The sequence below is a fragment of the Tautonia rosea genome, from assembly GCF_012958305.1.
GTDB lineage: Bacteria > Planctomycetota > Planctomycetia > Isosphaerales > Isosphaeraceae > Tautonia > Tautonia rosea.
The window spans coordinates 96,747-121,175 of record NZ_JABBYO010000005.1 but is presented as its reverse complement, the minus strand read 5'-3'; the positions used below and the strand labels follow the sequence as shown (position 1 = coordinate 121,175).

General features: G+C 61.8%; 18 protein-coding genes and 1 pseudogene. 10 read left to right on the top strand and 9 right to left on the bottom strand.

What is annotated here, in order from left to right; all coding sequences use genetic code 11:
• Nucleotides 1-74: 74 nt before the first annotated feature.
• Nucleotides 75-611, bottom strand: a complete 537-nt coding sequence (locus HG800_RS10245) for a glycine cleavage system protein R (protein ID WP_169976533.1) — start codon at nt 609-611, stop codon at nt 75-77.
• Between the two features lie 151 nt (nt 612-762).
• Between HG800_RS10245 and HG800_RS10240 the strand changes: the two genes are divergently transcribed.
• The 4 genes from HG800_RS10240 to HG800_RS10225 all read left to right on the top strand — a co-directional run bounded on the left by HG800_RS10240 (nt 763) and on the right by HG800_RS10225 (nt 4,373).
• On the top strand, nt 763-1,848 hold the full coding sequence (locus tag HG800_RS10240) for an isochorismatase family protein (RefSeq protein ID WP_169976532.1): 1,086 nt from the start codon (nt 763-765) through the stop codon (nt 1,846-1,848).
• Between the two features lie 38 nt (nt 1,849-1,886).
• Complete coding sequence (locus tag HG800_RS10235) at nt 1,887-2,882, top strand: polysaccharide deacetylase family protein (protein WP_169976531.1); 996 nt, start codon at nt 1,887-1,889, stop codon at nt 2,880-2,882.
• A 163-nt stretch (nt 2,883-3,045) separates the two neighbouring features.
• Nucleotides 3,046-3,885: a TatD family hydrolase gene (locus HG800_RS10230; protein WP_169976529.1), complete on the top strand. Its 840-nt coding sequence runs from the start codon at nt 3,046-3,048 to the stop codon at nt 3,883-3,885.
• A 92-nt stretch (nt 3,886-3,977) separates the two neighbouring features.
• Nucleotides 3,978-4,373: a hypothetical protein gene (locus HG800_RS10225; RefSeq protein WP_169976527.1), complete on the top strand. Its 396-nt coding sequence runs from the start codon at nt 3,978-3,980 to the stop codon at nt 4,371-4,373.
• A gap of 71 nt (nt 4,374-4,444) precedes the next feature.
• Here HG800_RS10225 and HG800_RS10220 read toward each other — a convergent pair whose 3' ends face one another.
• The 3 genes from HG800_RS10220 to HG800_RS10210 form a co-directional block, all read right to left on the bottom strand.
• The gene (locus HG800_RS10220) at nt 4,445-5,710 is read right to left on the bottom strand and encodes an alkaline phosphatase family protein (protein ID WP_169976525.1); all 1,266 of its coding nucleotides are present in this window, start codon (nt 5,708-5,710) and stop codon (nt 4,445-4,447) included.
• A 164-nt stretch (nt 5,711-5,874) separates the two neighbouring features.
• Nucleotides 5,875-6,777 (bottom strand): UbiA family prenyltransferase, encoded by a 903-nt coding sequence (locus HG800_RS10215; protein WP_169976523.1) that lies wholly within the window; start codon nt 6,775-6,777, stop codon nt 5,875-5,877.
• An 11-nt stretch (nt 6,778-6,788) separates the two neighbouring features.
• The gene (locus HG800_RS10210) at nt 6,789-7,646 is read right to left on the bottom strand and encodes a sugar phosphate isomerase/epimerase family protein (RefSeq protein WP_169976521.1); all 858 of its coding nucleotides are present in this window, start codon (nt 7,644-7,646) and stop codon (nt 6,789-6,791) included.
• Nucleotides 7,647-7,863: 217 nt separating this feature from the next.
• Between HG800_RS10210 and HG800_RS10205 the strand changes: the two genes are divergently transcribed.
• The 5 genes and pseudogenes from HG800_RS10205 (at nt 7,864) to rpsI (ending at nt 14,946) form a co-directional block, all read left to right on the top strand.
• Complete coding sequence (locus tag HG800_RS10205; RefSeq protein WP_169976519.1) at nt 7,864-8,583, top strand: arginyltransferase; 720 nt, start codon at nt 7,864-7,866, stop codon at nt 8,581-8,583.
• A 140-nt stretch (nt 8,584-8,723) separates the two neighbouring features.
• Nucleotides 8,724-11,744 carry a DUF4175 family protein gene (locus tag HG800_RS10200; RefSeq protein ID WP_169976516.1) on the top strand — a complete coding sequence of 1,007 codons (3,021 nt, stop codon included), beginning with the start codon at nt 8,724-8,726 and terminating at the stop codon, nt 11,742-11,744.
• 254 nt (nt 11,745-11,998) lie between these two features.
• Nucleotides 11,999-13,657, top strand: coding sequence for an L-aspartate oxidase (nadB, locus tag HG800_RS10195; protein WP_169976514.1), 1,659 nt, complete (start codon nt 11,999-12,001; stop codon nt 13,655-13,657).
• A 131-nt stretch (nt 13,658-13,788) separates the two neighbouring features.
• Nucleotides 13,789-14,214, top strand: a pseudogene (gene rplM, locus HG800_RS10190) (50S ribosomal protein L13); the annotation flags it as partial.
• Nucleotides 14,215-14,544: 330 nt separating this feature from the next.
• A complete protein-coding gene (rpsI, locus tag HG800_RS10185; RefSeq protein WP_169976512.1) occupies nt 14,545-14,946 on the top strand; it encodes a 30S ribosomal protein S9 in 402 nt (133 codons plus the stop codon).
• 161 nt (nt 14,947-15,107) lie between these two features.
• Here rpsI and HG800_RS27345 read toward each other — a convergent pair whose 3' ends face one another.
• Nucleotides 15,108-16,634: an ABC transporter permease gene (locus tag HG800_RS27345; protein WP_235963572.1), complete on the bottom strand. Its 1,527-nt coding sequence runs from the start codon at nt 16,632-16,634 to the stop codon at nt 15,108-15,110.
• Entirely contained in the window at nt 16,631-17,707 is a 1,077-nt protein-coding gene (locus tag HG800_RS10175; protein WP_169976510.1) for a substrate-binding domain-containing protein, read from the bottom strand. The genes HG800_RS27345 and HG800_RS10175 overlap by 4 nt, the downstream gene beginning before the upstream one ends.
• Before the next feature lie 214 nt (nt 17,708-17,921).
• On the opposite strand from HG800_RS10175, the gene HG800_RS10170 reads away from it, so the two are divergent.
• Complete coding sequence (locus tag HG800_RS10170) at nt 17,922-18,815, top strand: HD domain-containing protein (RefSeq protein ID WP_169976508.1); 894 nt, start codon at nt 17,922-17,924, stop codon at nt 18,813-18,815.
• A 15-nt stretch (nt 18,816-18,830) separates the two neighbouring features.
• Here the strand turns inward: HG800_RS10170 and HG800_RS10165 are convergent, their stop codons facing one another.
• From HG800_RS10165 to HG800_RS10155, 3 genes are all read right to left on the bottom strand, one after another.
• Nucleotides 18,831-19,964 (bottom strand): hypothetical protein, encoded by a 1,134-nt coding sequence (locus HG800_RS10165; RefSeq protein ID WP_169976506.1) that lies wholly within the window; start codon nt 19,962-19,964, stop codon nt 18,831-18,833.
• A gap of 67 nt (nt 19,965-20,031) precedes the next feature.
• Complete coding sequence (gene alaS / locus HG800_RS10160; protein WP_169976504.1) at nt 20,032-22,638, bottom strand: alanine--tRNA ligase; 2,607 nt, start codon at nt 22,636-22,638, stop codon at nt 20,032-20,034.
• 194 nt (nt 22,639-22,832) lie between these two features.
• A complete protein-coding gene (locus HG800_RS10155) occupies nt 22,833-24,308 on the bottom strand; it encodes a PDZ domain-containing protein (RefSeq protein ID WP_169976502.1) in 1,476 nt (491 codons plus the stop codon).
• Nucleotides 24,309-24,429: the final 121 nt, after the last annotated feature.

Below are 24,429 nucleotides of genomic sequence, written 5' to 3'. Positions count from 1 at the left end.
GACGTCACATTTTCCACCTTCCCTCCGAAGTGGCTGCCCACAGGGGTCCAGCCACTTCGATCTCGGTGAAATCATCAACCCTCGGGCTCTGGAGCGACGCGAATCTCCAGGTTCATTTCGTCACCGATCGCAAAGAGCCCATCGTTCCACGAGGTCTCGGCCAGTTCGGGGGGGACGACAATACTTGCGGACATGTTAAAGAGAGGAACACCCCCGAAGGGGGCAGATGTCGTCTCGGTTTCCATCGACTCGATGCTGATTCCTTGGGTCGACAGATGGCGGGCAACCCGGTGGACGATTCCTTCGTGGTCGGCTCCTTCGACCTCGATCCGGAAACCTCGCCACCCGGAATGGGCTTCGGCATAGGGCTGTTCGGTCGGGGTGATGGTGAACTTGTAGCCGCGAGCAGCCAGTTTCTCCAGCCCTCGATGCAGCTCCGCATCTTGAGACTCAGGCAGACTGACAAGCATCAGGACGGCAAACTCACCGCCGAGCCGGGCCATTCGGCTTGTTTCCACGTTCCCGCCCTGGTCGAGAAGGATTCGAGTCAACTCCTCGACGATTCCGATCCGGTCCGCGCCGGTGAGGGTAAGTATCACATGCCTGCTCATCGACAGTCCCCCGTCGCATGCTTGCCTTCGCCGGAAACTTTGGCCAACATCCATCGAGCTTAACTCGCTCCTGGTCCCGAACAAAACGGGCAAGGAGAGGATTCCCTTGACGGACTTGCCCCAACCAGCTCAAACGATTCGGAGCCCCTTGATGCGAAATGTACCCGTTTGCGTGACATGGTTCTTCGGCCTCTGGGTCCTGTGCGTCGTAGAAGCCGTTTCTGAGGAACCGAGCGGGGAGACCCGTACGTATGCCAATCAACTGACCCCGCTAACCGATCCGCAGCCGATTCTCGCCGATTTTCCCCAGTTCGTTGCTCCCATCGAGGAATCAGCACGCTTCGAGGCTCCGGTGCTCGTGGACGATCCCGAGGCGGATCTTGACGTGAGAGCCTGGCGATTCTCGTACAATGCGAGAGGGATCATCGAAGTTCCCAACCACCTCCGGAGCGATCGGACCGCGATTGTGGTCGTTCACCCCTGGGGAGTCGACGACGGGCAAGGGTGGGACACCCCTGAACCGGCTGGGGCTGCGTTTCAATGCACACCCGTCAAGAACGCAATCGCACTCGATCACGCCAAGGAGGTCATCAATCCGTTCTTGAACGCCTGGAGGGACCGAGTCGGCGCCGTCGTCTACAGTCTTCCCGGCACCGAAGACCCCATTCGGGCCAAACTCTACCGATCCGTCCGTGGCACCCCCTCGGCTGACGATCGCATCGAAGGCCAACGGGAACTGACCGCCACACTGCGATCCTTTGCCTACCGGGGGAGTGCCTTGCCAGAGCAGATCACGGTTTCGACTGAGACTCCCACAATCGACTACTTCCAGCAGTTCCGGGGACTCGACGCCGGGCCGATCTACGACCCGCCCGGGTTCTGGGAGCTCCCTATCCCCGTCATGAAGTCCATCGAGGTTGATCCGAACGACGTGGTCATCTATGACGGAGAAGGGTACGACCTGCTTCGAGATTTTCTTCAATCACAAGGGATCCGGCACGTCCTCCTCGCCGGTTATAATACCGACATGTGCGTGTGTTCCACAACGGCTGGGCATGAGAACTTGCGCAAAGATTTCAACGTCTTTTTGGTCGGTGATGCTACCCTTGCCACGTTCCCTGCGAACCCTCGCCCTAGCCTCGCAACGAATGCCGCCGTCTCCTTTGCCGCGCTCGACCTGTTCATCACACAGGTGTCCTGGATTCGACCTCGGGACAAGACCCTCTCATCCGATTAACTTGGCTCTCTTGAACCGATGACCCAAAGAGTGTTGTTATGATCGACCGACGGCAATTCCTGGCCGAAGCCACCGCCCTTTCCACACTCGCGAGCGCCGTACCGAAGACCCGAGTCCAAGCACGAGAGACCGAGCCAGGACAGGCGATGGTGGCGATCACGCTTGACCTCGAGATGTCTCGCCAGTACCCGACCCGCGACCAGTTTCATTGGGATTACGAGAAGGGGAATCTGGACCGGGACACAAAGCAATACGCCGTGGAAGCCGCCCGTCGGGTCGCCGATCGCGGGGGTAAGCTCCACTTCTTCGCCCTTGGCCAGACGATGGAGCAGGAAGACGTCTCCTGGCTTGAGCAGATCGCCGAGGCCGGGCATCCGATCGGGAACCATACCTACGATCACGTCAACCTTCTGGCCACGGAACCCGGAGCCATCCAGTTCCGATTTCAACGGGCTCCTTGGCTGATCGAAGGTCGTACCATCGAGGAGGTTCTCCGCGAAAACGTTCGGCTTGCCGATCGTGCCCTGCGCACCCGGCTCGGCATTGAGGTGGCCGGGTTTCGAACTCCGGGCGGGTTCCACGAAGGGATCGCTCAACGGCCCGACATTCAACGCTTGCTAATAGACCAGGGCTATCGTTGGGTCAGCAGCAAGTATCCTTCCCATTCCTCAAGCGAACCCGGCACAGCCCCCGATGATACCTTGCTCGATGCGATCGTCAACGCTCAGGCCGAAGCCCAGCCGTTCCGTTATCCTTCGGGCCTGATCGAGATTCCCATGAGCCCGATCAGCGATGTCGGCGCGTTCCGGACCAGCCGGTGGCCGCTCGATGCCTTCCTTGAATCCCTCCGCCGCTGCATCTCCTGGGCGATTGATCGAGGGGCGGTCTTCGATTTCCTTGCCCATCCCTCGTGCTTGCTGGTCGAAGACCCTGAGTTCCGATCCATCGACTTGATTTGCGATCTGGTCGACACCGCGAAAGATCGGGCCGCAATCGTCGATCTGCAGACCATTGCCGATCGTGTTGCGGTGTGAGAAGGTCTGGCACCTCAGCTCGGCGTTTTCCCGGGGAGGGTTCTCGTGGTAACCTGAAATTGAACGCACACAAGGCTTCCGGGGCTCCGTGGCCCGGGTCAAGCGTTGCCCTTCGTACGTTGCGACGACCTCACACCTTGGTCACTCAGGAGCAAAGGGCATCATGGATTACATCGACCCGCATATTCACATGGTCAGTCGGACCACCGATGACTACAAGCGCATGGCGCTGGCCGGCTGTGTGCTCATTAGCGAACCGGCATTCTGGGCCGGATTTGATCGGTCAGGGCCGGAAGGGTTCCGAGACTACTTTCGACAGCTCACGGCGTTTGAACGAAAGCGGTCCATGGCCCACGGGATCGAGCATCGGACCTGGCTTTGCATCAATGCGAAGGAGGCTGAGGATGTCGAACTCGCCCGCGCGGTCATCGCCATGATCCCGGAATTCATCGACAACCCCGAGGTGCTCGGCATCGGCGAGATCGGCTTGAACAAGAACACGCCGAACGAGGCGACCGTGTTCCTGGAACATCTCGACGTCGCCGCGAAGCTTGATGAACTGGTACTCGTCCACACGCCGCACCTGGTGGACAAGTACAAGGGGACCCGGATGATTCTCGACATGGTCCGCGAGTACCGCGACACCATCGCTCCGGAACGAGTCTGCATTGACCACGTCGAAGAGCACACGATCAAGCCCGCGCTCGACGCCGGCCACTGGGTCGGCATGACCCTCTACCCCACCACCAAATGCACCCCCGCCCGTGCCGCCGACCTGATCGAGGTCTACGGCACCGAGCGGATCATGGTGAATTCAGCCGGCGACTGGGGTCACAGCGATCCCCTGGCCGTCCCGGAATTCATCTTCGAGATGCGTGCCCGGGGTCACGACGACGCCACCATCAAGACTCTCGTCTACGACAATCCGCTCACCTTCTTCTCGCAGTGCTCGCGGTTCTCGTACACCCCGAGGGCTGCACAGGGAGAACCCTCGGCGGTCTGATCTGCGATCCAGGGACGAATCCAGGAGCCTGACGAGGGTGCTGATAGCTCGAACTCTTGGGATCCTCCGATTCGGGGCCCACGGGATTCACCATGACCGAACCCTCGAATCCGTATTCCCCCCCGACGACCCACCCGCGCGATGATCGCGACACCGTGGGTCGCAGGTCGTCGAGGCTCGGGCTCGTCCTCGCCGTTCCCCTCGCACTTGCTGCCCTTGCATTATTCGGGTTCTTCGGCTTCGGCCTGATGTTGTTCGTCTCGGCGGAACTCGAAGGCTTTGGCATCATCTCCCATCCCGACGCGGCCGGGATCATGCTCATGGGGTCCTTTGCGATCCTTGGAGTCATGTCGCTTCTTTTCGCCGTTGCGGCCCGTTCCTGCCTTCATATGCGTTGGAGACGGGCTGCAACCATGTTCATCCTCAGCCTCGCCCTGACCATCGCCTTCTTCTACTGCTTGGTTCTCGTCGGTTCCTTCTCGACTTGAATCTCTCGCGAGGCTCCGTCGAGGTGTCACGCCGGATGCGGCTTCCCGACCACGATCTGTTGACGGAGAACTCACCGCCTGAGCAAGTCGAGCACAAGGCGGACGACCTCGGAACTGGAGCAGGGGCGCTCCTCATTCACCGTGATCATTCCCGGCTCGGAGCAGATGAGGACGCCGATGTACAGGTCGCTCGGCGGCGGGGCGCCGAGGGAGCCTCGGACATGGTCGGGGTTCAGTAACGTCGAATCGCCAATGGGAATGGATGACTCTGTCACAACGACGGGTCGTTCCTCATCAGAGATCCACCACGACGGGGCAAACCAGGAATCCGGGCAGGCGACAAGGACGACATCGCCGGCCCTGGGATGATCGAGCCCCAGCAGGTTCCGTTGTTCGTCTGAGGCAACCACCAGCGCCACGCCGTCACTGTGAGCCCCGGAAAAGGTCGAGGCCACCGTCCCCGCGACGGAAGAATCATTGAAATAGATGTGGCAGAGTTGATGATCGGCCAACGCGAAGGCCGGGGAATGTGCGAGATCGACACCGAGCCCCCCAGAGGGCAGGGTCTCCATCTTCAGCAAACCGAGATCGCGCAGGATGCGGTTCGGGTAAATGGTCTCTGTCACCGGTGTGACAATCGACTCGGTCACGGCGACGACGGCGGTCCCTTCAGGAAGGGACTTGAGAAAGTCGGTGAGCATTGCGTCAAGCGATCGGATCGCTCGACCGGCGTGGCGGCCATCGGGGCCATAGCGGCGGGCAATTTGACCAAGGTAGGGGACGCGGACGACGGCCAGATCGGGACGTTCGTCTCGGATGATCTGAGCGGCGCTTTGGAGCACCCAGGTGCTCGCCGGCTCGAAGGTTGGTTCGTCGGTCTGATCCTCCTTCGGGAACGGACCGAGCGCGGTTTCCAGTCGTTCCTGCAGTGTCTCGGGGACGGTGTGAAGCTGGCGAGGGCGATCGACCCAGGCCATCAGGTCCACGTCGGCACCTCGGGTGTCTGGAGTAAACCAGAGCATCACCCGGGCGTCGGGACGTTCTTCGCGGGCCATGTGCCAGAGTTTCCGACCCAGGACGGCCGAGTCGGGCAGGGGAACCGTCACCACGTTTCGGGCAACACGGTCCAGGAAGATGTTCCCAATCAGGCCATGTTCCCGAGGTTCAAGGCCCGTCATCAGTGTGGCGAACGCCGACGACGCCAGCCCCGGGAACGGCGGAACCGCCGAGGTCATTGACCCTCGGGAAGTCAGGCGTTCCAGCGATCCGAGTCCCCCGGGTGTCACATCCCGACACCGAAGCTGGGGAATCGTCAAGAGCACGACACGATCAGACATCGTCACCTCGGCATCTTGCTCAGGAAGGCCTCGACGATCGGTTGAGGACCGACGCAACCTTCAGAGGTTCTCAGTCTTGCACCAGACGAGTCGCGCGTCCAAGGCCGTGATTGATTCCCGATCAGCATCGGCTCCCTCGCAACCTTCCCCTCGCAACCTTCTGGTCAGGTCGAGTAAATCCATCGAGCCGCCAGCGAGGCCGGAAGCCAGAGCGCTGCCACGGCCAGGGCCGAGGTCGGCTCTCGGACGCAGGCCAGAACCCCCACATGGAGCCAGATTAAGGAGAGGACGCCGACCTTCACAGCCCGTTGCAACGTCTCGGGCCTGGGTTCGAGAACGGCTCGACCACTGGCCCAGAGAATTCGAGACGAGACGAGGGCGAGGATCACGATTCCGAGCACGGGAACGCTCGGGCGGTCGGTCCAGGGGCTCGGGAACGATTCTGCGGATAACCCTGCGCCGAACAAAGCGGTGATCCCGACTGACTGAAGCAGCAGGCCCGAAGCCGAAGCCGCTCGGCGGCCGACTTCCGTTTCAAAGCGACTGATCCAGGTCACTCCGACGATGAACACGGTCATGGCTGCCGCGACCGTCCAAGCGGCCGGGCCGCCGAACTGGGGGGCCAGGCTCATGCCGAGGAAGACATTCAAGCCCCGGCAAAGTCCCATCAGTTCAGGACCGAGGATCGTTCGACGCAGTCCCGCATCGTAAGCGACCACGCAGGTGATGAGCCCCCCTGCGACGATTGCAGGTCGAACCCCAACCATGCTGGCAGACATCAGCCCCATCGCCATCAAGCACACCGCCAGGCCGACCGCAAACAGTTTCGACACCTTGCCGGAGGGCAGAGGACGGCCAGGGCGTTCGACACGGTCGAGTTCCAGGTCGAAGACATCGTTCAAGGCGATCCCCGCCGCATAGATCGCCATCGAGGCAACGACCAGAGGCAGCCAGCTGTCTGCATCGACCAGGAGCCCGCCGACGAGCAGCCAACCACTCAGGCTATCGGCGGCGGCCGTAAAGACGTTCGGGAGTCGAACCAGTTGAAAATACGGTTTCAATCGCATGGAAAGGCGGTTCATCCGGCACCGGCAGGGGTCTCAACCAGGGGCCGCAGGCGCTCAATCGCCTCCCGGGCCGCCTCGTCGGGATCGTCGACGAAGGGGTAGAGTTCCACCGTCACCCAACCGTCGTATCCGGTCTTTCGGATCGCCTCAAAGACTCCCGGAAAATCGATCGCACCCGTTCCGGGGACAAGGTGATGATGCACTCGGGAGGCCGCGATGTCCTCAACGTGATAGTGCTTGGTGAGATGGGCGAGCTTGGCGATTTGAACAGGCAAATCCTCGGCCATGCAGTAGGCGTGCCCCACGTCAAAGTTTAGGCCAAGCGAGGGGGAGTTCACTCGCTCGGCGACTTCAAGATACTGATCCGTAGTTTCGAGCAGGAGACCTGGTTCTGGCTCGATCAGGAGCAATACTCCGCGATTTCCTGCATGTTCAGCCAGCGGTTTGAGCACCTCGACGAACAAATCGATCGCCTCTTGCCGCGACTGGCCCGGAGCGATCGGGCCGCCCGGCTCGGTCGTGATATGGGGAGCACCCAGCTCCGCACACAGGTCAAGTGATCGTCGGGTATGATCAATCCGAACGCGGCGGTATCCCTCGTCAGTCTCAATGAACGAGGGATACCAGTAAGGTTGCCGATGGTCGGCAATGGCGTTCATCATGAAGGCGTTGACGTTCGAAAACTGGAGCGAATGCCGCTGCATGCTCTGAACGATCGCCTGCTTGGTTCCGTCGAGCAAACCCGCCGGCCAGGCGTGGGGAACATCGGCCATGAGTTCGAGCCCTTCGTAACCGAGCGCAGCAATCCGCTCGGCAGCTTCGTCGAAGGGAAAACGCATGTACGCATTGGTGCTGAACGCCAGTCGCATCGACGCCTCGCTCGGCCGGTTTTGCGATCCGGGCCTGGGTGGCCGGTCATTGAGCGGCTATTATGACCAGGGTGAAGGTCTGCTTCAACCAGTCCTCCGACCGAGTTCAGGAATGGAATTCTGTTCCTGAGGCGTTTGATCTGCAGCGTCTCGAGTGCTCGGAGCGTGTTCAACCGTCGATTTCGATCGTGTCACCCTTTGTCCCGCTCGGAATCTTATGGATATTACCGCTCATGTCGTGTCTCGAATCCGGCCTTGCAGTTACGTTCCGTCACAATCCGCCCGAATGGAGTTCGAGATCGTCGGGACCATGGAGCCCGACGATTATCTTCGGCGGCTCCAGTCTGGCTGGCGTCGATTCGGTCGGACCTTGTTTCGTCCTCGCTGTCTCGGATGTACAAAGTGTCGCTCGCTCCGGGTTGATGCCAGCCGATTTCGGCTCGATCGGAGCATGAAGCGCGTACGGGCGCGGAACCTCGACTCCCTGGAGCTCACCATTCAGGCCGCCTCCGGTCTTCCCGATCCGGAGGTCCTCGACCTTTACGATCGCTACCATCTCCGGCAGCAAGAACTCCGGGGATGGCCCAGCCACGAACTCGACGCCCCCGAGGACTTTCAGGACGCCTTTCTCGATAATCCCATCCCGACCGAACAATGGCTTTATCGGATCGACGGCCGATTGATCGGGGCCGGCTTCGTCGATGTTCTTCCCGGCGCGTTATCGGCCATTTATTTTGTCTACGACCACGCAATTCTCAACCGCTCCCCGGGCACGTGGAACATTCTCCGACTGCTTGATCGAGCCGCCGAACAGGGACGGAAGCATGTCTACCTTGGCTATTTCGTGGCCGAGTGCCGATCCCTCTCCTACAAAGCTCGGTTCCGGCCCAATGAGGTGCTCAATCCCGACGGCACCTGGATTCCGTTCGCACGCTAACATCTCACCCCGACTCGGATTGTCGGACAAGAGTCGGATTCGAACTGTTCCTGACTCTCGTGTCGTATAGAATGATTCGCAGGATGACCGCCGATCCGGATGCAGACGATCCGCTCGCAGGCAGATTGGGAGGCAGCGCCATGGCCCTGGGCACCGAGCCGCAGCAGCAAGGCAGGATGCTTGACTACGAGCAGTTTGTGGATCATCAACTGCATCTGACCCGTTCTCGCATCCGAGCAACCGAAGTCTTCACCGCCTTGGTGGTGATGATCACCGGCATCCTCGGCCTGCTACTGCTGGAGATCGTCCTCGATCACTGGATCGGGCTTCCGTGGTCGGTCCGGGCCGTGATCCTGTTCGGAGCCCTGCTGGGTGGCGGCTACGCGTTCGTTCGGTACGTGGTGCGACCCCTGCTTTCTTCGGTGAACAGTTTCTACGCCGCCTGCACGATTGAGGCATACGACGCTCGATTCAAAAACAGCTTGCTCAATTATATTGACCTGCGTCGCCATCGGGCCGAACTGCCCCCTGCGGTCCTTCGCACGCTGGAAGCCCGAGCCGTCCGAGATCTGGCGGACGTGCAGGTGGAAGCGGCGGTCGATCAACGATATCTCACGAAATCGTTCTACGCCCTGGCCGCCGTTGTGGTCTTGTTCTGCCTCTACGTGGTCCTGACCCCAAAGAACGTGCTCGACTCGGCGCGGCGTGCGCTTCTCGCCGATGTCGCCCGGCCAACGAATACGCGGCTCATCAACATTAAACCCGGAGATGACGAGGAACTCTCTCGTGTCGTTTCTGGTTCCAATGTCACTTTCGAGGCCGAGGTCGACTACCGAGGCATTCGTCCAGACGAAGTTCGCCTTCATTACAGCAGCGATGGAGGAGAGTACTTCGCTTCGACAAGTCTTGATGAAGGAGAGCAACGCTACGACCCCTGGTCGGTCACTCTCCGCAATGTTCAGCAAGATTTGATCTATTACCTCTCCGCCAACGACTTCGAGACGAAACAGTACCGCCTCACCGTGTTGCCCGCTCCTCGGGTGGTTTCGGTCGTCCACGACCTCGATTTCCCGGATTATACGAGTGTTCCCGATCGAGAAGGGGTGGAGGGCGGCAATATCCGGGCGCTCGAAGGCACGATGGTGACGGTCCGCGCCACTACGAACCAGCCCGCCCGAAACGGTAATCTTGACCTTGGCGCGTTGGGGACGTCTCGCCTTGTCGTTTCCCGAGACAACCCTCAGGAACTGACCGGCCGGTTCAAGGTCGAGGAGAATGGGTCATACTCCATCAAATTCGAGACGACCGAGGGGCAGTTGAACCCCGAACCCGTCGTCTACGACATCGAGGCCCTTCCCGACCGCGTCCCCGAAGTCCGCTTTATCCAGCCCGAGCCAGAGCGGATCGAGGTCCCGAGTAATTCCCGGATCGCGCTCGCACTGACCGCCTCTGACGACTTCGGCCTCTCCTCAGCCACTCTGCACCTGGAGCGTGAGGGTGCCGCCATCCTCGACCCTCAAGATCTGCTGGAAGGCAAGGAAGCGTCTCGATCCCTTGATCACGTCGAAGCGCTCGATCTCGAGGCAATCGGCGCCCGTGCTGGTGATCGACTGACCTACTGGGCCGAGGTTCGCGACAACCGCTCCCCGACTGCCCAAGAGGTCCAGACGAGCCGCCGCGTCCTGGAGATCATCGATCCGATCGAGGAACCGGAATCACCCAATCCTAACGAACAACAGACTCCTCCTGAGGATCAACCTCCTCGTGACGGCTCGGGGCAGCAGGAGCCTCCTCCTCAGGATCCCACTCCTCCCCGTGACGCTCCAGAGGAACCCGCCGGCGAGCAACCCGAATCCCCACAAGGTACCCCCCCACCCGACCAGCAACCCTCCCAGAATGGTCAGGGCCAGGGTCAGCAAGGCGGGGGGTCTTCCGGAACCGAGGGGCAAACTCCATCTGATCCCTCTCAACCCAAGAACTCCGACGGCACCCCCCGCAACGAGCAATCCCGTCCCGACGACCGCCCGCTCTCGCCTGAAGAGCAGGAAAAGCTCGACCGCATGCTCAACGCGCTCGATCAGGATCGTCAAGAGCCCCCCCCCAACCAGGGCGACCAACGTCAAGGCGAAGGTCAGCAAGGCGACCAGCGTCAGGGCGAAGGTCAGCAAGGTGACCAGCGCCAGGGCGAAGGTCAGCAACGTCAAGGCGAAGGTCAGCAACGTCAAGGCGAAGGCCAGCAAGGTGACCAGCGTCAAGGCGAAGGTCAGCAAGGCGACCAACGTCAAGGCGAAGGTCAGCAAGGCGACCAACGTCAAGGCGAAGGTCAGCAAGGTGACCAGCGCCAGGGCGAAGGCCAGCAACGCCAGGGCGAAGGCCAGCAAGGCGACCAGCGCCAGGGCGAAGGTCAGCAACGCCAGGGCGAGGGTCAGCAAGGCGACCAACGTCAAGGCGAAGGCCAGCAACGCCAGGGCGAAGGCCAGCAAGGCGACCAACGTCAAGGCGAAGGTCAGCAAGGCGACCAGCGTCAAGGCGAAGGTCAGCAAGGTGAACCGAATCAGCCCGGAAGCCAGCCGGGCGAAAGCATGGGCGATCCTCAAGGGGAGGTCGGCCAGGCGAAACTGCCTCCAAGGCTTCCGGAAGCGAAGGACCTCAGCGAGCCCCCGCCCACGCCGGACGGTCCCCCCGAGGTCGGTCGCGAAGCTCCCATTCCCGAATCCATCGACGCGAGGGACCAGAAGCTTCGTCGGATCCGCGAAGCCCTCCAGGATGAGGACCAGACGCGAAAGCTCGAAGACCTCACCGGAATGACCCGTGAGGAGATGTCTCAGTTCGTCGAACGCTTCTCCGGACCTCCCGAAGGCCCAGCGGGCGAAGGGCGGGAACTGGAAGTCGATCTGGAGTCCCAGTCAGGGACGATCGACCCAAATCGGGTCGTTCCCGACCCGCTCTCTGGGGTCCGGCAGAGCGATGGGGCGAGACGCTCCCAGGGCACCGGGGTCAACGATAACCTCGGCATGAGCCGACAGGGCGGCGGAACTCCACCGCCTCCTCAGCTCCGGAAGCTCGTCGAGGCCTACCAGCGTCGGCTCTCCGACACCAATCCCCCCGCGTCGGAGGGTCGCGGCAATCCGGCCCCAGGGCGATCGGGGGGAAATCCCTGAGGCGTGCCGCGGCCGCTCTTCCGACGACCTCATCACCACTCGATCAGACAACCATGTCGAGAAGGCCGGAGGCGGTGTCCCTCCGGCCTTCTCCCATGACTCCCCACCCTGACTCGATTCCGAAACCGGCAACCCCTTGGTTCCACATCTGCTCCTTCGTGTTAAGATCAGATGATCTTACTCGTCGGTCAACGCCGGCCGGAGTTGAGTTCGATCCTTCATCGCCCGACCCCGACATCGGAAACCCTCTCCCGATGATCGCTTCGCTTGAGCTTCCCCGACGTTACCTGATCCCGTTCGACCCAAGAGACCTGCCCCACCATTTCGCCGATGTCCTGATCATCGGTGGCGGACTGGCCGGACTCCGCACCGCGCTCGGTGTCGATCCGTCGGCTCGAGTCCTCGTCGTCACCAAGGACCAGATCCGAGAAAGCAACAGCACCTACGCTCAGGGCGGCATCGCCTCGGTCCTCGATCCCGAAGACCACTTCGATGACCACGTGGCCGACACGCTCGCTGCGGGCAAGGGACTCTGCGATCGGAACGTGGTCGAAACCGTTGTCCGAGAAGCGCCGGGCCGCATTGCCGAACTCATTGACTGGGGGACCGTCTTCGACCAGGTCAACGGTCAGGTCGCCCTCGGCCTCGAAGGAGGTCATTCCCACGCTCGAATCGTCCACGCGCTCGGAGACGCCACCGGCCGAGAGGTGATGCGGGCCGTCGTCGCCCAGACTCAGTCACGCTCGAATGTCCGGATCTGGCAGAACAGCTTCACCATCGACCTCCTGACCTTCGAGGGCCGATGCCGAGGAGCCATCGTCTGGGACCGCCGCCGAGGACCGTCCTTGATCTGGGCCAGGGCCACCCTCCTGGCGACCGGAGGGGCCGGGCAGCTCTACCGAGAGTCGACCAATCCCCCCATCGCCACCGGCGACGGTCACGCTCTCGCCTACCGCGCCGGGGCCGAGTTGCGTGACATGGAATTCATCCAGTTCCACCCGACGGTCCTCTACATTGCCGGATCGTCTCGCCATCTCCTGACCGAAGCCATCCGAGGCGAAGGGGCCTACCTGCGAGACTGCAACGGCCACCGGTTCATGCCCGAATACCACCCCGATGCCGAACTCGCCCCCCGCGACGACGTCTCACGCGCCATTGTCGCCCAGATGGCCCGCACACAGCACCCGTGTGTCTTCCTTGACCTCTCGCACCTTGATCCCGCCCTCGTCCGCCGACGGTTCCCCAGCATTGACACGCTCCTGCTCGGGTTCGGCCTGGACATTACTCGGGATCAAATTCCCATTCGTCCCGGGGCCCATTACATGATCGGCGGCATCACCGTCGACCTCGACGGCCGGACCGACGTCCCCGGCCTTTGGGCTGCGGGCGAGGTCACCAGCTCGGGCCTCCACGGCGCGAATCGCCTGGCCTCGAACAGCCTGCTCGAAGGCCTCGTCTACGGGGCCCGAGCGGCCGAGGACATCAACCGATCCCTCCACGGTCCCATCCCCTCCCTCCTGGAAGTTCCTCCCATCGCCGTCGATCGCCACGAGGTCGCCCACGAACCACTCGACCTGGCCGACATCCGCAACTCGCTCCGTGCCCAGATGTGGCGCAATGTCGGCATCACCCGAGACGCCCGAGGGCTCGACGAGGCCGCCCGCCAGGTCGCTTTCTGGTGCCGATACGTCCTCGACCAGAGCTTCGACAACCCCGACGGCTGGGTCCTTCAGAACATGCTCACCGTCGCCCACCTGATCATCGCCGGGGCCTCGGCCCGCGAGGAGTCGCGAGGCACTCATACCCGCCGCGACTTCCCCGAACCTCGGGTCGAGTGGGAACGACCCGTCTCCTTCCGTCGTCCCCGACTTCCTGAAGACTCTGCCCCGATCGATCCGGCCCTCGTCTCCTGATCGTTCGAACCTGGAGTTTCGCATCACGTGACTTGAATTTCGATCGATCCGTCGGTATCCTAGTCGTTTTGCCATGCCGGTCTTCACCGTCCGGTCACGTGCTTCGACCTACGACTTGGGTCACTCCGACCATGATGAAGTGTTATCAGGCCAAGGCCAACGAACTGGCCCCTCAGTGGTATGTCATCGACGCGACCGATGCCGTTGTCGGCCGTCTTGCCGCCCAGATTGCCCCCATCCTGATGGGCAAGCATCGCCCGACCTATACCCCCCATATCGACACGGGTGACTACGTCATCGTCACCAACGTCGACAAGGTTGTCTTCACCGGCAACAAGTGGCAGCAGGTCGTCTACCAGCGCTACAGCGGCTACCCGGGCGGCCAGAAAGAAGAAGTCGCCTGGAAACTCTTCCAGCGCCACCCCGAACGCATCCTCTACGAAGCCATTCGCCGCATGATGCCGAAGTCCAAGATGGGCCGGCACATGATGTCGAAGCTCAAGCTCTACGTCGGCGATCAGCACCCGCATCAGGCCCAGCAACCCATTCCGCTGGAGCCGAAACTTGGCCGCCCGACCGCTTCGGGAGCCATCCTCGCCCCCGAGCCCGCTCCACCCAAGCCGAAGGCCCGAAAGGCCACCAAGCCCAAGACTGAGCGACCGGAGGTCGAGCCCCCGGTCGCGTCCGTCGCCCCTCCGGCTGAGGAAACGACCCCGACGTCGACCGCGGCCACCGAGACGACCGACGTCACGGAACCGACCAAGACCGACGAGAAGTCCGAGTAACGCTCGGCCTTCGCATCCCACAGTTCGTTGTCTTATTGATCCGAATCCACGGAGCATCTCGCCCCGGAATCTTCCCGGGGAGCGCCAAGGAACCCCGAGACGATGGCCACGGTGAATAATCCGTATACCTGGGGCACCGGTCGCCGCAAGACGGCTGTCGCCCGCGTTCGCATCCGAGAAGGCACGGGCCAGTACCTTGTCAATGGCCTGCCCGTCGACGAGTACTTCAACACCGAAACCGAACGGGCCGACGCCCGAGCCCCGATTCATGTCGCCGATCTCGGCGGCCGGCTCGATGTGTTTGTCAACGTTGGCGGCAGCGGCAAGAGTGCCCAGGCCGGTGCGGTGATGCTCGGACTCGGTCGCGCCCTCTCCGCCTACCGAACCGACCTTGAGCCGCAACTGCGCGACCACGGCTTCCTCACTCGAGACGCCCGAATGGTCGAACGCAAGAAGTACGGCCACAAAAAGGCCCGCCGCAGCTACCAGTTCTCTAAGCGTTGATCGAGCACCTCGCGTTGGCCTGATCTTCTGCTTCGATTGCGGCACACGACTTTTCGACCCTGGCGAGCCAGTACTGGCTCGCCAGGGTCGTTTTTCATTGGGATCGTTCCCCTCAATACGACGCTGCATCAGTGAGAGGCTGCGAGTCGGGGCTGACGCGATCAGTGCTTCAGGCGGAATCTTTGGTTGAATCCAACCGCCAAGACCACCACAACACCCAGCACCAAGCCCTCAATCTGGCTCGGCTCGATCCCTTCGACCACCAAACCCGTCCCGTTGATGACGATCCGGATGAGAACCAGACCGAGGACCGTCCCTCGGATCGAACCGACACCGCCGGCAAGGCTACAGCCTCCCACCACAGCCGCCGTGATCGCCGAGAGTTCGTAAGCGAAGCCCATCGTCGGGTTGGCCGATCCGGTATTGCCCAGAAACAGTACCCCGCCCAGGGCCGCAAGAAGTCCTGAGATGGCGTACGAAACGGTCTTGAGCCTCCTCGTCGGCAAGCCGCTGAGTCGAGCGGCCGACTCGTTCCCTCCCAGGGCATAGAGGTGTCGTCCCAGAACCGTCTTGCCCATCATCAGACTCAGGAGCCCGGCGACGACCAGGAACAACGGAATTGTCACCCAGTACTCGCTCCCCAGCACCCGAAAGGTCCGATCAGAAACCGTGATGCTCCGATTCTCGCTCAGGATCATCGCCAGGCTTCTTAATCCCGCCAGCGTGGCCAAGGTCGCGATGAACGGGGGCAGCTTGAACGCATTGATCAGAAACGCGTGACCGGACCCGATCGCCAGCCCCAGAAGAAGCGAAAGTGTCACCGAGGCCACAATTGTGCCGATCGGTACACTGGCCGAAGAACTTTCACCGGAGGAGATCCCCCACAGAACGGCCGCACCTACCAGCAGCCCAAAAACCACCGCCCCCTTTCGCAGATGCAGCACCACGCCTATCAGGATGGCGAGGCTCGATGCCGCCACCACCAAAGCCATCGAGGCCATCGAACCATTGCCGCCCGATCCCCAGCCGGTCAGCGCTCCTGCGGCTAACCCCCACACCAGGGCCGCCGCCGATGCTCCGGCCTGCTCATCCGCACCTCGCCGCAAGCCGAACACCAGAGCTGCTAACGCCCCAATCTCAACCAGGGCCACCACCCACGAGCCCGGATCCCTTGGTCCCGAAATCACACCGACCCCCGCTGCGATCACCGCAGCTGGAATCGAGCCCGTGATCAAGAGGTTTGCCCAGCGTCGGATCTGGAGATTCAAGCCGATCCACCCGAGCAACGTCACGGAAGCCGCGACCAGGATTCCGGTCGTCCAAGGCCCGGCCTCTCCAATGCCGGGCAACCACGAGGTCATGAGCTTCGCCGCGACCACGGCCGAGAGTGCCACCATCGCACCGATCGACAGATCGATCCCCCCTGCAATGATCACCACGGCCACCCCCACGGCAAGCACGCCGAACAGGGCAGTCACATGGAAGAGCGTTTGCAGGTTGTAGGACGTGAAAAACGCCCGAGGGGTCCCCGGCTCAAACAAAAAGCTCGGACCCGGCGCCACCACGTAAATAAGACCCACGACCGCAAGGATCGCCCCGACCAGCCCAGCTTCCGAGTCCCGCAGCCAGGCCAGGACTCTCAAGCCGGTCGGGGAAGCGTCCGGGGACGGTTTCGCCTCGTCGCTCATGTCGATTGCAGTCCCTTGCTCTCCAGCCACGAATTCATTTCGTCGATCGTCAGAACGTCTAGCCCTTCGTCGCGCAGTTCCGAGACGGGAGAATCGGTCTGCGGAACCACGACCCTGACCCCGGTATCGCGGTATTCCCCGTCCGGGAGAATCTCCGCCACCGTGGCCTCATCCTCCTCGATCAAGGCCTTGAGTAATTGAACGCCGAGCCGCCCCATCTCGTAAGGATTCTGACAGATGGTCGCATCAATGTTCCCAAGATTCAGGTGCGGACGGGCCGCCTCATCGAGGTCGAAGGTCACAACCGTCACCCGCTCCCTCACCTGAGGTGAGTTGGCCATCTCCTCGGCAATTCCTGTTGCGTTGTACGAGTATAGTCCGACCAACGCCTCGAGGTCCGGGGTCTTCGACAACGCGCTCTGCACATTCTGCCGAGCCCGGCTGTGGTCGCCGCCGTCTTCCCAGGTCTGGGTTCGTTCGAAGGCGTCGCCCGCCCCTTCGAGCACACCTTCCTCGCGAGCCCGAGCATTCGCCGCCGAGGCCGCTCCGACAAACATCGCCATCTTCCCACCTTCCGGACGAAGCAGGGCGAGGGCCTGACCGGCAACCCGGCCGGCCTCGGCATTGTTCGTGCCAATGTACGCCCTTCTGGCGCTGGCGTGGGACGGGTCGACATCCGAATCGATCGTGATGACCACCTTGCCCGCCTTTTGCAGGTCGTTCATGGCATCGATCACACCGGGGGCATTCGCTTCCAGCGCTGAGATCGCCACGCCATGCACGTCCGGCATGCTCAACACCTCTCGAAGCTTGTCGATCTGCCCCTGCACCTGACCATCGTTACGACGCAGGCTAACCTCCGCCCCAAACTCGGTGCCGCCGTCCTGCATCCCTTTCTCGACGGCGCTCCACCAGTCGGAATTGGTGTTCGAGATGAAGATCAATCGGGGACCGTCTGGACCAATCACCGCGGTCGCCTGCCCCCCGGAACCCCCTCCGCCACAACCTGAGATAACTCCTCCGAGGGCGACGAACGCCACCCAAGCGAGGCATCTCCGTGGGATGCCATTCACGACTTTCTCTCCCCTGACAAGACTCAAAAAGACGTGCGAAGCACCGCCCCGTGGGCAAGTCCCTCCGTTGCCTCATCTTAGCCGCGCTGGGGAACCGGCGAAACGGCCCGCCGCCCGTTGAGACCGAAATCGCAAAGGGTACAGAAGATCATCCTTCCGTGGTACACTGGAGATATCATTCAAGATTCGGAGTAAAGCTCGGGGGTCGGTCGCAATGCATTGGACAGATCGGGTCTACGGGGAATCGGCGATTACCGACCCCGATCTGCGAGCGCTCATCGCATGCCCAACCGTCCAACGGCTCAAGGGAATCCGACAGGCTGGTCCGTCAGCTCTGGCGTTCGCGTTCAAGGCAGTCACGCGATTCGAACACAGCCTGGGGGTCCATCTCTTGCTCCGTCGCCTCGGGGCTGACCGCCGTGAACAGGTCGCCGGGCTCCTGCACGACATCTCGCACACCGCGTTTTCTCACGCGGTCGACTTCCTCTACGAATCCGACGAACAAAACCATCACGAGTTGATCAAGCCCTCATTCCTCAATCGCCCAGACCTGGTCGTGGCAATCGAGCGTCTCGGGTTCACCCCCGCCGACTTCTACGACGACGCGATCTATCCCCTCCTGGAACGGCCTCTGCCCTGGCTCTGTGCCGACCGAATCGACTACTTCTTCCGCGATAGCCTGGCCTGCGGTGTCTCGACCCCCGAGGCCGTCTCCCGAATGCTCGCCGCGCTGGACGTGATCGATCAAACGATCGTCTTCACCGAGGTCTCCGCCGCTCGGGAAGCAGTTCATCTCTTTGACATCATGAACCGGGAGTGGTGGGCCAGCCCCACCGAAGCCTATATTTACAACGAGTTCGCCATCGCTCTCCGCACCGCCTTCGATGCCGGTCTCCTCGTCGAAGACGACCTCATGGCCGACGACGCCCATGTGCTTGCCAAACTGAGAGCGTCGGGCGATCCGACCATTACCGATGCCCTCGACCGGATCGCCCACTTCGACCTTGATTGCCTGGTCGATTACATTCCCAAGGTCACGCCGAAGCTCCGATGGCTCGATCCACCGGTCAAGGTCGGCTCATCGTTCCAGCGATTGTCTCAGTTCTGACGAGCGACCGCGCGATTACTCTTCCTTGGTCTGCTCAATGACTTCAACGAGTTCCGCAATGCTCTCATAAGCGTCCTTCGCGGCGAACACGAACTTGATGTTCCTGGCGACCGCGTGAAAGCCCTTGCTCACCCCCTGACGGAGAGGTGAAGTGGCCGTTTTCAATCGATCGATCTCGGCCGTATGAGCCCCGATCCGACGATTCAGGATCTTCGTCTTGCGACGCCCCTTTGTGAGCACGTCCTGCTGAGCGGTGTTGATCAGATCTTGCTTCTCCAGAATCCTCGCCTCGGCATCCCAGCGGTCAATGCCCTGAAGCGCGGGAGGAATGGCGACTCCCGCCGCAACAGTGCTTCCAGCCTTGACTCCTTCCTTGGCGGCTTCCTTCCCAACCTCGGTCGCCACCACCAGCCCGACCCCCTTCGCCTCCGACCCTTTGGCCCAATCCTTCACAACCGAGTACGTCACCCCCGTCACAAACGGCGTGATGAACCCCAGACCACTGACCAGGCCAGCCCCGATCATGAACAGGTCGGCACCCGTCTTCACCGTCGAAAAATACCTGATCCAGTACGACGCAAGCTGAATAACCCCATCATTGATCTCACTCGCTTGCCCGATTGTCTTCTGGATGTGATTTAACGCATCGGCACGGACACCTTTCAAACGGTCGAGATACTCCAACGCAGACCCCGGCCCCTCAGCACATTTGCGAATGAATGTTGACAACATACGATCGACGTGTTCATCTGCTCGCGCCTTAATGTCTACCGGCTTGCCCTGCACGACCACCGCCATCCCGGGCTTGTTCCAGAACATCAGCACATTCAGTAGTACACTCTCGTCAAAGTCTTTCCACTCGACTCTCGTAAATGCCTCCTCAGCCATTGCGACCCCGACACTTCGGAGAAAATGAGCCACCCGATCGAGGTCAAAGAGGAGCAACGGCACATTCGTCTGCGGCAACTTCGTCTGAAACAGTTCCGGGGAGGCAAGATCCTCGTGGGTTCCCAGGGCCCCAGGTGTGTCACCCGCCAGGCACATGGACACATTGGGGTCGGCGGCATCAAAACGACCCAGAGGTCCCGGCGTCCGGGACGCCGGATACCTCTCATTCAACCCTGTCATCTTCCGCTGAGATGTGGACATGAACGCGATCCTTGCTTGATCGTCAATCAACGGCCAACCTCTGACGGTTCAGATGAAGCGTGACGGATCAGCCGCCAAGTGCCTCGCGCACCACCTGAAGGGCTTTCTCGATCGCCTGAGGAATCGCCTGGGGATTCTTCCCTCCGGCCTGGGCGAAATCCGGACGGCCACCGCCACCGCCACCCACCACCGGAGCCACCTGCTTCAGCCAGTTGCCCGCATGAAGTCCCCGCTCGACCAGGTCGGGTGTCAGCCCCGCGGCGAGGATGACCTTCCCCTCCGACGCGGTGATCAGCAACGCCCCCAGCCCGGTCTCGACCTTGCGCCGGGCCACGTCGATCAACTGACGAAGTTCGTCGGGGGCAACCCCCTCAACTGAAGCGGCAATCACCTTCGCCCCGCCGATCTCCTGAACATGTTCAAGTAGGGCATCGGCCGAAACCTTCGGCGTTTCTCTGCGTTGGCTGGCCTGCTTCTTGAGCGTCTTGATCTCCTCCAGCAGCGCCGAAACCCGATCAGCCGCCTGCTGTACGGGGACCTTCAACGTACTGGCGACGGCCGCGAGCGCGTCCTCCTCCTGACGCACGTAATCGAGTGCCGCCTTGCCCGTCAGGGCGACCACGCGACGGGTCCCGGCCGCAACCGACTCCTCGCCAACGATCTTGAACAGGCCGATCTGGCCGACGCTGTCCAGATGCGTGCCCCCGCACAACTCTCGGGAGAACTCGCCCATCTCCACCACGCGAACGACATCCGGGTACTTTTCTCCGAAGAGCGCCATCGCGCCAAGTTGCTTGGCCTCCTCAAGCGGCATCGTTCGCCACTGAATCGCCTCGCCCCGTAAAATTCGGTCATTGACCGTTTCCTCGATGGCTCTCAGCCGATCGCGGCCCACGCCTTCGGGGTTGGCAAAGTCGAATCGCAGCCGGTCGGGTTCCACCTTACTTCCCGCTTGTTGCGCATGCTTGCCAAGATGTTCATGCAAGGCATGGTGCAGGACATGCGTGGCCGAGTGTGCCCGGCGGATCGCCTCCCGCCGGGGGGCATCGACGCGGGCCCTCACATGTTGATTCACGGAAACCGTTCCGTCATCGACCCGGCCAATGTGCAGAATGAATCCCCGATCGCGCTGGGTGTCCTCGACATGGAAGCGGAACCCGTCACCCTCGATGATCCCCACGTCACCAATCTGCCCACCCGACTCGCCGTAAAAGGGCGAGTGATCGAGCACCAAAGCCACCGGATCGCCGCTGCCCGCGGTTTCCCGATCGACCAGGCGTCCCTGAGCGACGATGCCGATGACGGTCGCGTCGGCCTCGGTCGTCTCATAGCCAAGAAACGCGCTGCCGGCGTGATACTCCTGCTTCAGCGCATCGAGCGGGCCGGTCGCAAAGACGGCCGCGGCAGAATCCTGACCGGAGGTCTCAGCGTGCTTCTGACGCTCTCGCTCGAACTCCGGCATGTCGACAGCCAGGTCTTGCTCGGCAGCCAGGCTCTCGGTCATCTCAATCGGAAATCCGTACGTCGAGTGCAGACGGAACGCCGCCGCGCCGGAGATCACGTCCGACCCTGCCGCCTTGGTCTTGCGAACCGTGTCGTTATACAGTTTCAAGCCAGTGTCGATATTTCGGAGAAACTGCTCCTCCTCCTCCCGGACGACGGTCTGAATTCGGCGGACGCTCTCGGTGAGCTCGGGATAGGGGCGCTTCATCACCTCAGCGACGAGCGGAATGATCTCGAACAGGTACGGCTCCCGACGCCCCATCAGGTAGGCGTCGAGCACTGCTCGTCGGAGCAACCGACGGACCACATAGCCCTGCTGATTCGGTCCCGGCTGAACGTTCTCAAAAATCGTGAACGTAAGGGCGCGAGCATGATCCGCCGCACGCCGGATACGGATTCCGTCGAGCGATTCGGCATCATACGACTGCCCGAGCACCTCGGCCACCGCGGCCACGAGCGGCGCGAAGATATCCGTCTCGAAGTTCGTCTGCACCCCTTGCAAGCACGAGGCAGCCCGTTCCAGCCCCATGCCTGTATCAATATTCTTGCTCGGCAACGGTTCCAGCTGGTTCGGCCCGACGCGGTTGAACTGCGTGAACACGAGGTTCCAGATCTCAACCTCTCTGCCGTCATCGTAGTGATAGAAGATCTCAGAGCAGGGGCCGCACACGCCGTTCGGGCCGTGGGTCGGGGCACCGGCGGGCCAGAAGTTGTCATCCTCCCCCATTCGGGTGATCCGGTTGGCGGGGACTTTCACCTCCTTGTGCCAGATGTCGTACGCCTCGTCATCGTCAAGGTAAACGGTAATCGTGAGCCGATCCTTCGGAATCGAGAGGTTCTTGGTCAGGAACTCCCAGGCCCAGTGGATTGCCTCTTTCTTGAAATAATCGCCGAACGAGAAGTTCCCGAGCATCTCGAAGAACGTCATGTGACGGCCGGTCTTGCCGACGTTCTCAATGTCTCCCGTTCGGATACACTTCTGGCAGGTCGTCGCACGCTTGAAGTTTGGGTCGCCCAGGCCCATGAACTCCCGCTTGAACTGATTCATCCCGGCTGGGGTGAACAAGACGGTCGGGTCGTCTCGCGGAACGAGCACATCGCTCGATCGGCGCTCGCACCCCTTGGATACGAAAAAGTCGAGATAAGCTTCGCGGAGGTCGTCGGTGGTCATCGGCGGTGGGCCTTGGGCCGGATCGGGCCGCGGAAAGGACGGGGAGCGGGGCTCCGTCACGCGGCGGCCAACGTCGCGCAAGGCCCCGACCGCGCCGGAACATCGTCAGGCGGCGCGTCTCGATGCGCACCAGAATACCCGAAAGCACGGCGTGGAGGCAGCGTCAGCCCGCCCCTCTTGTACGACGATCCCAATCACTCGATCTGGGACGCTCCTCCGTCCGGCCCGATCATGATTGGACCCCGATCGGTGCTCAGCCGAACGTCCTTGCCGTTCAAGGGCTTGACCGCCTCTCGAAAGGCCCGTGGAGTCCGAACCGCCTTGCCGTCAACCTGAGTGATGATCTGGCCGACCCGTAGGCCCGCTTCCTCCGCCGGAGTCCCTGAGATCACCTCGACCACGCCAACCCCACCCCGAGCCATCGCCGTCAACAGTTCATCTCGGGGAGAGATCACACTCGGAAAGTCGATCCGGAGGCCTCGCCAGGCTTCACTCTTGGTCGTGGCAATGATCTCTCCTTCGATCGGGAATTTGGAAAGGACGACTTCCTTGATCAAGACACGACCATCGCGTCGGATGGTCAACTCAACCGGGTCACCCACTGGCAGCGGATTCACCGCTCGCACCAGGCCATCGAAGTCAGTCACCGGCTGTCCGGCCACTGCTTCGATCGAGTCTCCCTGAAGTAATCCTCCCTCGCCGGCCGGAGTCCCCGGCTGGACCTCTCGGATCATGTTCGAGGGACTGCTCAGCGAAATGCCAAGGAAGCCATATTCGACCTCCTTCCCTTCGATTAAGGCATCGAGCGCGTGGCGGCCGAGCGCGTCCATCGGAATGGCATAGCCAGCTCTCGGGTCGTACCCGACGGCATTGGCCGAGGCGGTCGTAATGGCCATCAGCTCCCCCTTCAGGTTCACGACCGCGCCACCGCTCATGCCGAGGTTGAGCTTCGAGTCGAGCTGAAAGAGGGTCGAATAATGCTGGAGCATCGTCGGTACGACCTGTCCGAAATCGTTACTCGGCGCGATCAATCGACGAGCCGAGTTGGCCAGAATCCCGAAGCTGGCCGACGCTTGCCCGTCCCTCGATACATTGTGCGAATTCCCCAGCGCAACGAGAAACGTACCCGGACGAAGCGTCGACGCGTCTCCAATCGGGATAGGGTCGGGAAAGGCACCTTCGGCAAACGGGGCCATCCCCCCGACCGGAGCGATCACCGCCAGATCGCTTCTCGGATCGGCGGCGATGATTTCGGCCTCAAACGGATCGATCCCTTGAACCCGAACGAACAACCGTTCTGCGCCCGACACGACATGGTAGGTCGTCAGGATCTGCCCCTCCTCGCCCACGAGAACGCCCGACCCGAAGTCGTAGGAAACATAGTCCGAGGAAGCGGGGCCATCGTTGCGCATGCCAAAACCGTCGATGAACACCACACCGTTCGGGTTGTTGGGCGCTCGCATCGCGTCTCGTCCACGGACGGCGAGTGTCGTGCCATCCTCAGACTTCACTCGGTCGATCGTCACGACCGCAGGGCGAGCTTGCTCGATGGCATTGGTGACCGCCTGTTCCAAAGCTGTGATGACGTCGATCGGCTCAGGAGTGTCCTGAGGCATCGGAACGAATGGTACAGGCAGGGCAAGCAGGGCGGAGGCGAGCAGGTAGGTCATCGTGCGATCCGATCGGCAGGAAGGAACGTCGTCCAGAGGCGGGGATGACGGCGGTCGGGTCGACCTTCATCCCCATTGTTCCCGCCTCGTCCCAGATCGACAAGACACAGGCCGAAGCTGC

Bases quoted from the DNA above. Each gene is read 5' to 3' on its own strand.
- HG800_RS10245 (WP_169976533.1), bottom strand. From the start codon at position 611: ATGAGCAGGCATGTGATACTTACCCTCACCGGCGCGGACCGGATCGGA.
- HG800_RS10240 (WP_169976532.1), top strand. From the start codon at position 763: ATGCGAAATGTACCCGTTTGCGTGACATGGTTCTTCGGCCTCTGGGTC.
- HG800_RS10235 (WP_169976531.1), top strand. From the start codon at position 1,887: ATGATCGACCGACGGCAATTCCTGGCCGAAGCCACCGCCCTTTCCACA.
- HG800_RS10230 (WP_169976529.1), top strand. From the start codon at position 3,046: ATGGATTACATCGACCCGCATATTCACATGGTCAGTCGGACCACCGAT.
- HG800_RS10225 (WP_169976527.1), top strand. From the start codon at position 3,978: ATGACCGAACCCTCGAATCCGTATTCCCCCCCGACGACCCACCCGCGC.
- HG800_RS10220 (WP_169976525.1), bottom strand. From the start codon at position 5,710: ATGTCTGATCGTGTCGTGCTCTTGACGATTCCCCAGCTTCGGTGTCGG.
- HG800_RS10215 (WP_169976523.1), bottom strand. From the start codon at position 6,777: ATGCGATTGAAACCGTATTTTCAACTGGTTCGACTCCCGAACGTCTTT.
- HG800_RS10210 (WP_169976521.1), bottom strand. From the start codon at position 7,646: ATGCGACTGGCGTTCAGCACCAATGCGTACATGCGTTTTCCCTTCGAC.
- HG800_RS10205 (WP_169976519.1), top strand. From the start codon at position 7,864: ATGGATATTACCGCTCATGTCGTGTCTCGAATCCGGCCTTGCAGTTAC.
- HG800_RS10200 (WP_169976516.1), top strand. From the start codon at position 8,724: ATGGCCCTGGGCACCGAGCCGCAGCAGCAAGGCAGGATGCTTGACTAC.
- nadB (WP_169976514.1), top strand. From the start codon at position 11,999: ATGATCGCTTCGCTTGAGCTTCCCCGACGTTACCTGATCCCGTTCGAC.
- rpsI (WP_169976512.1), top strand. From the start codon at position 14,545: ATGGCCACGGTGAATAATCCGTATACCTGGGGCACCGGTCGCCGCAAG.
- HG800_RS27345 (WP_235963572.1), bottom strand. From the start codon at position 16,634: ATGAGCGACGAGGCGAAACCGTCCCCGGACGCTTCCCCGACCGGCTTG.
- HG800_RS10170 (WP_169976508.1), top strand. From the start codon at position 17,922: ATGCATTGGACAGATCGGGTCTACGGGGAATCGGCGATTACCGACCCC.
- HG800_RS10165 (WP_169976506.1), bottom strand. From the start codon at position 19,964: ATGTCCACATCTCAGCGGAAGATGACAGGGTTGAATGAGAGGTATCCG.
- alaS (WP_169976504.1), bottom strand. From the start codon at position 22,638: ATGACCACCGACGACCTCCGCGAAGCTTATCTCGACTTTTTCGTATCC.
- HG800_RS10155 (WP_169976502.1), bottom strand. From the start codon at position 24,308: ATGACCTACCTGCTCGCCTCCGCCCTGCTTGCCCTGCCTGTACCATTC.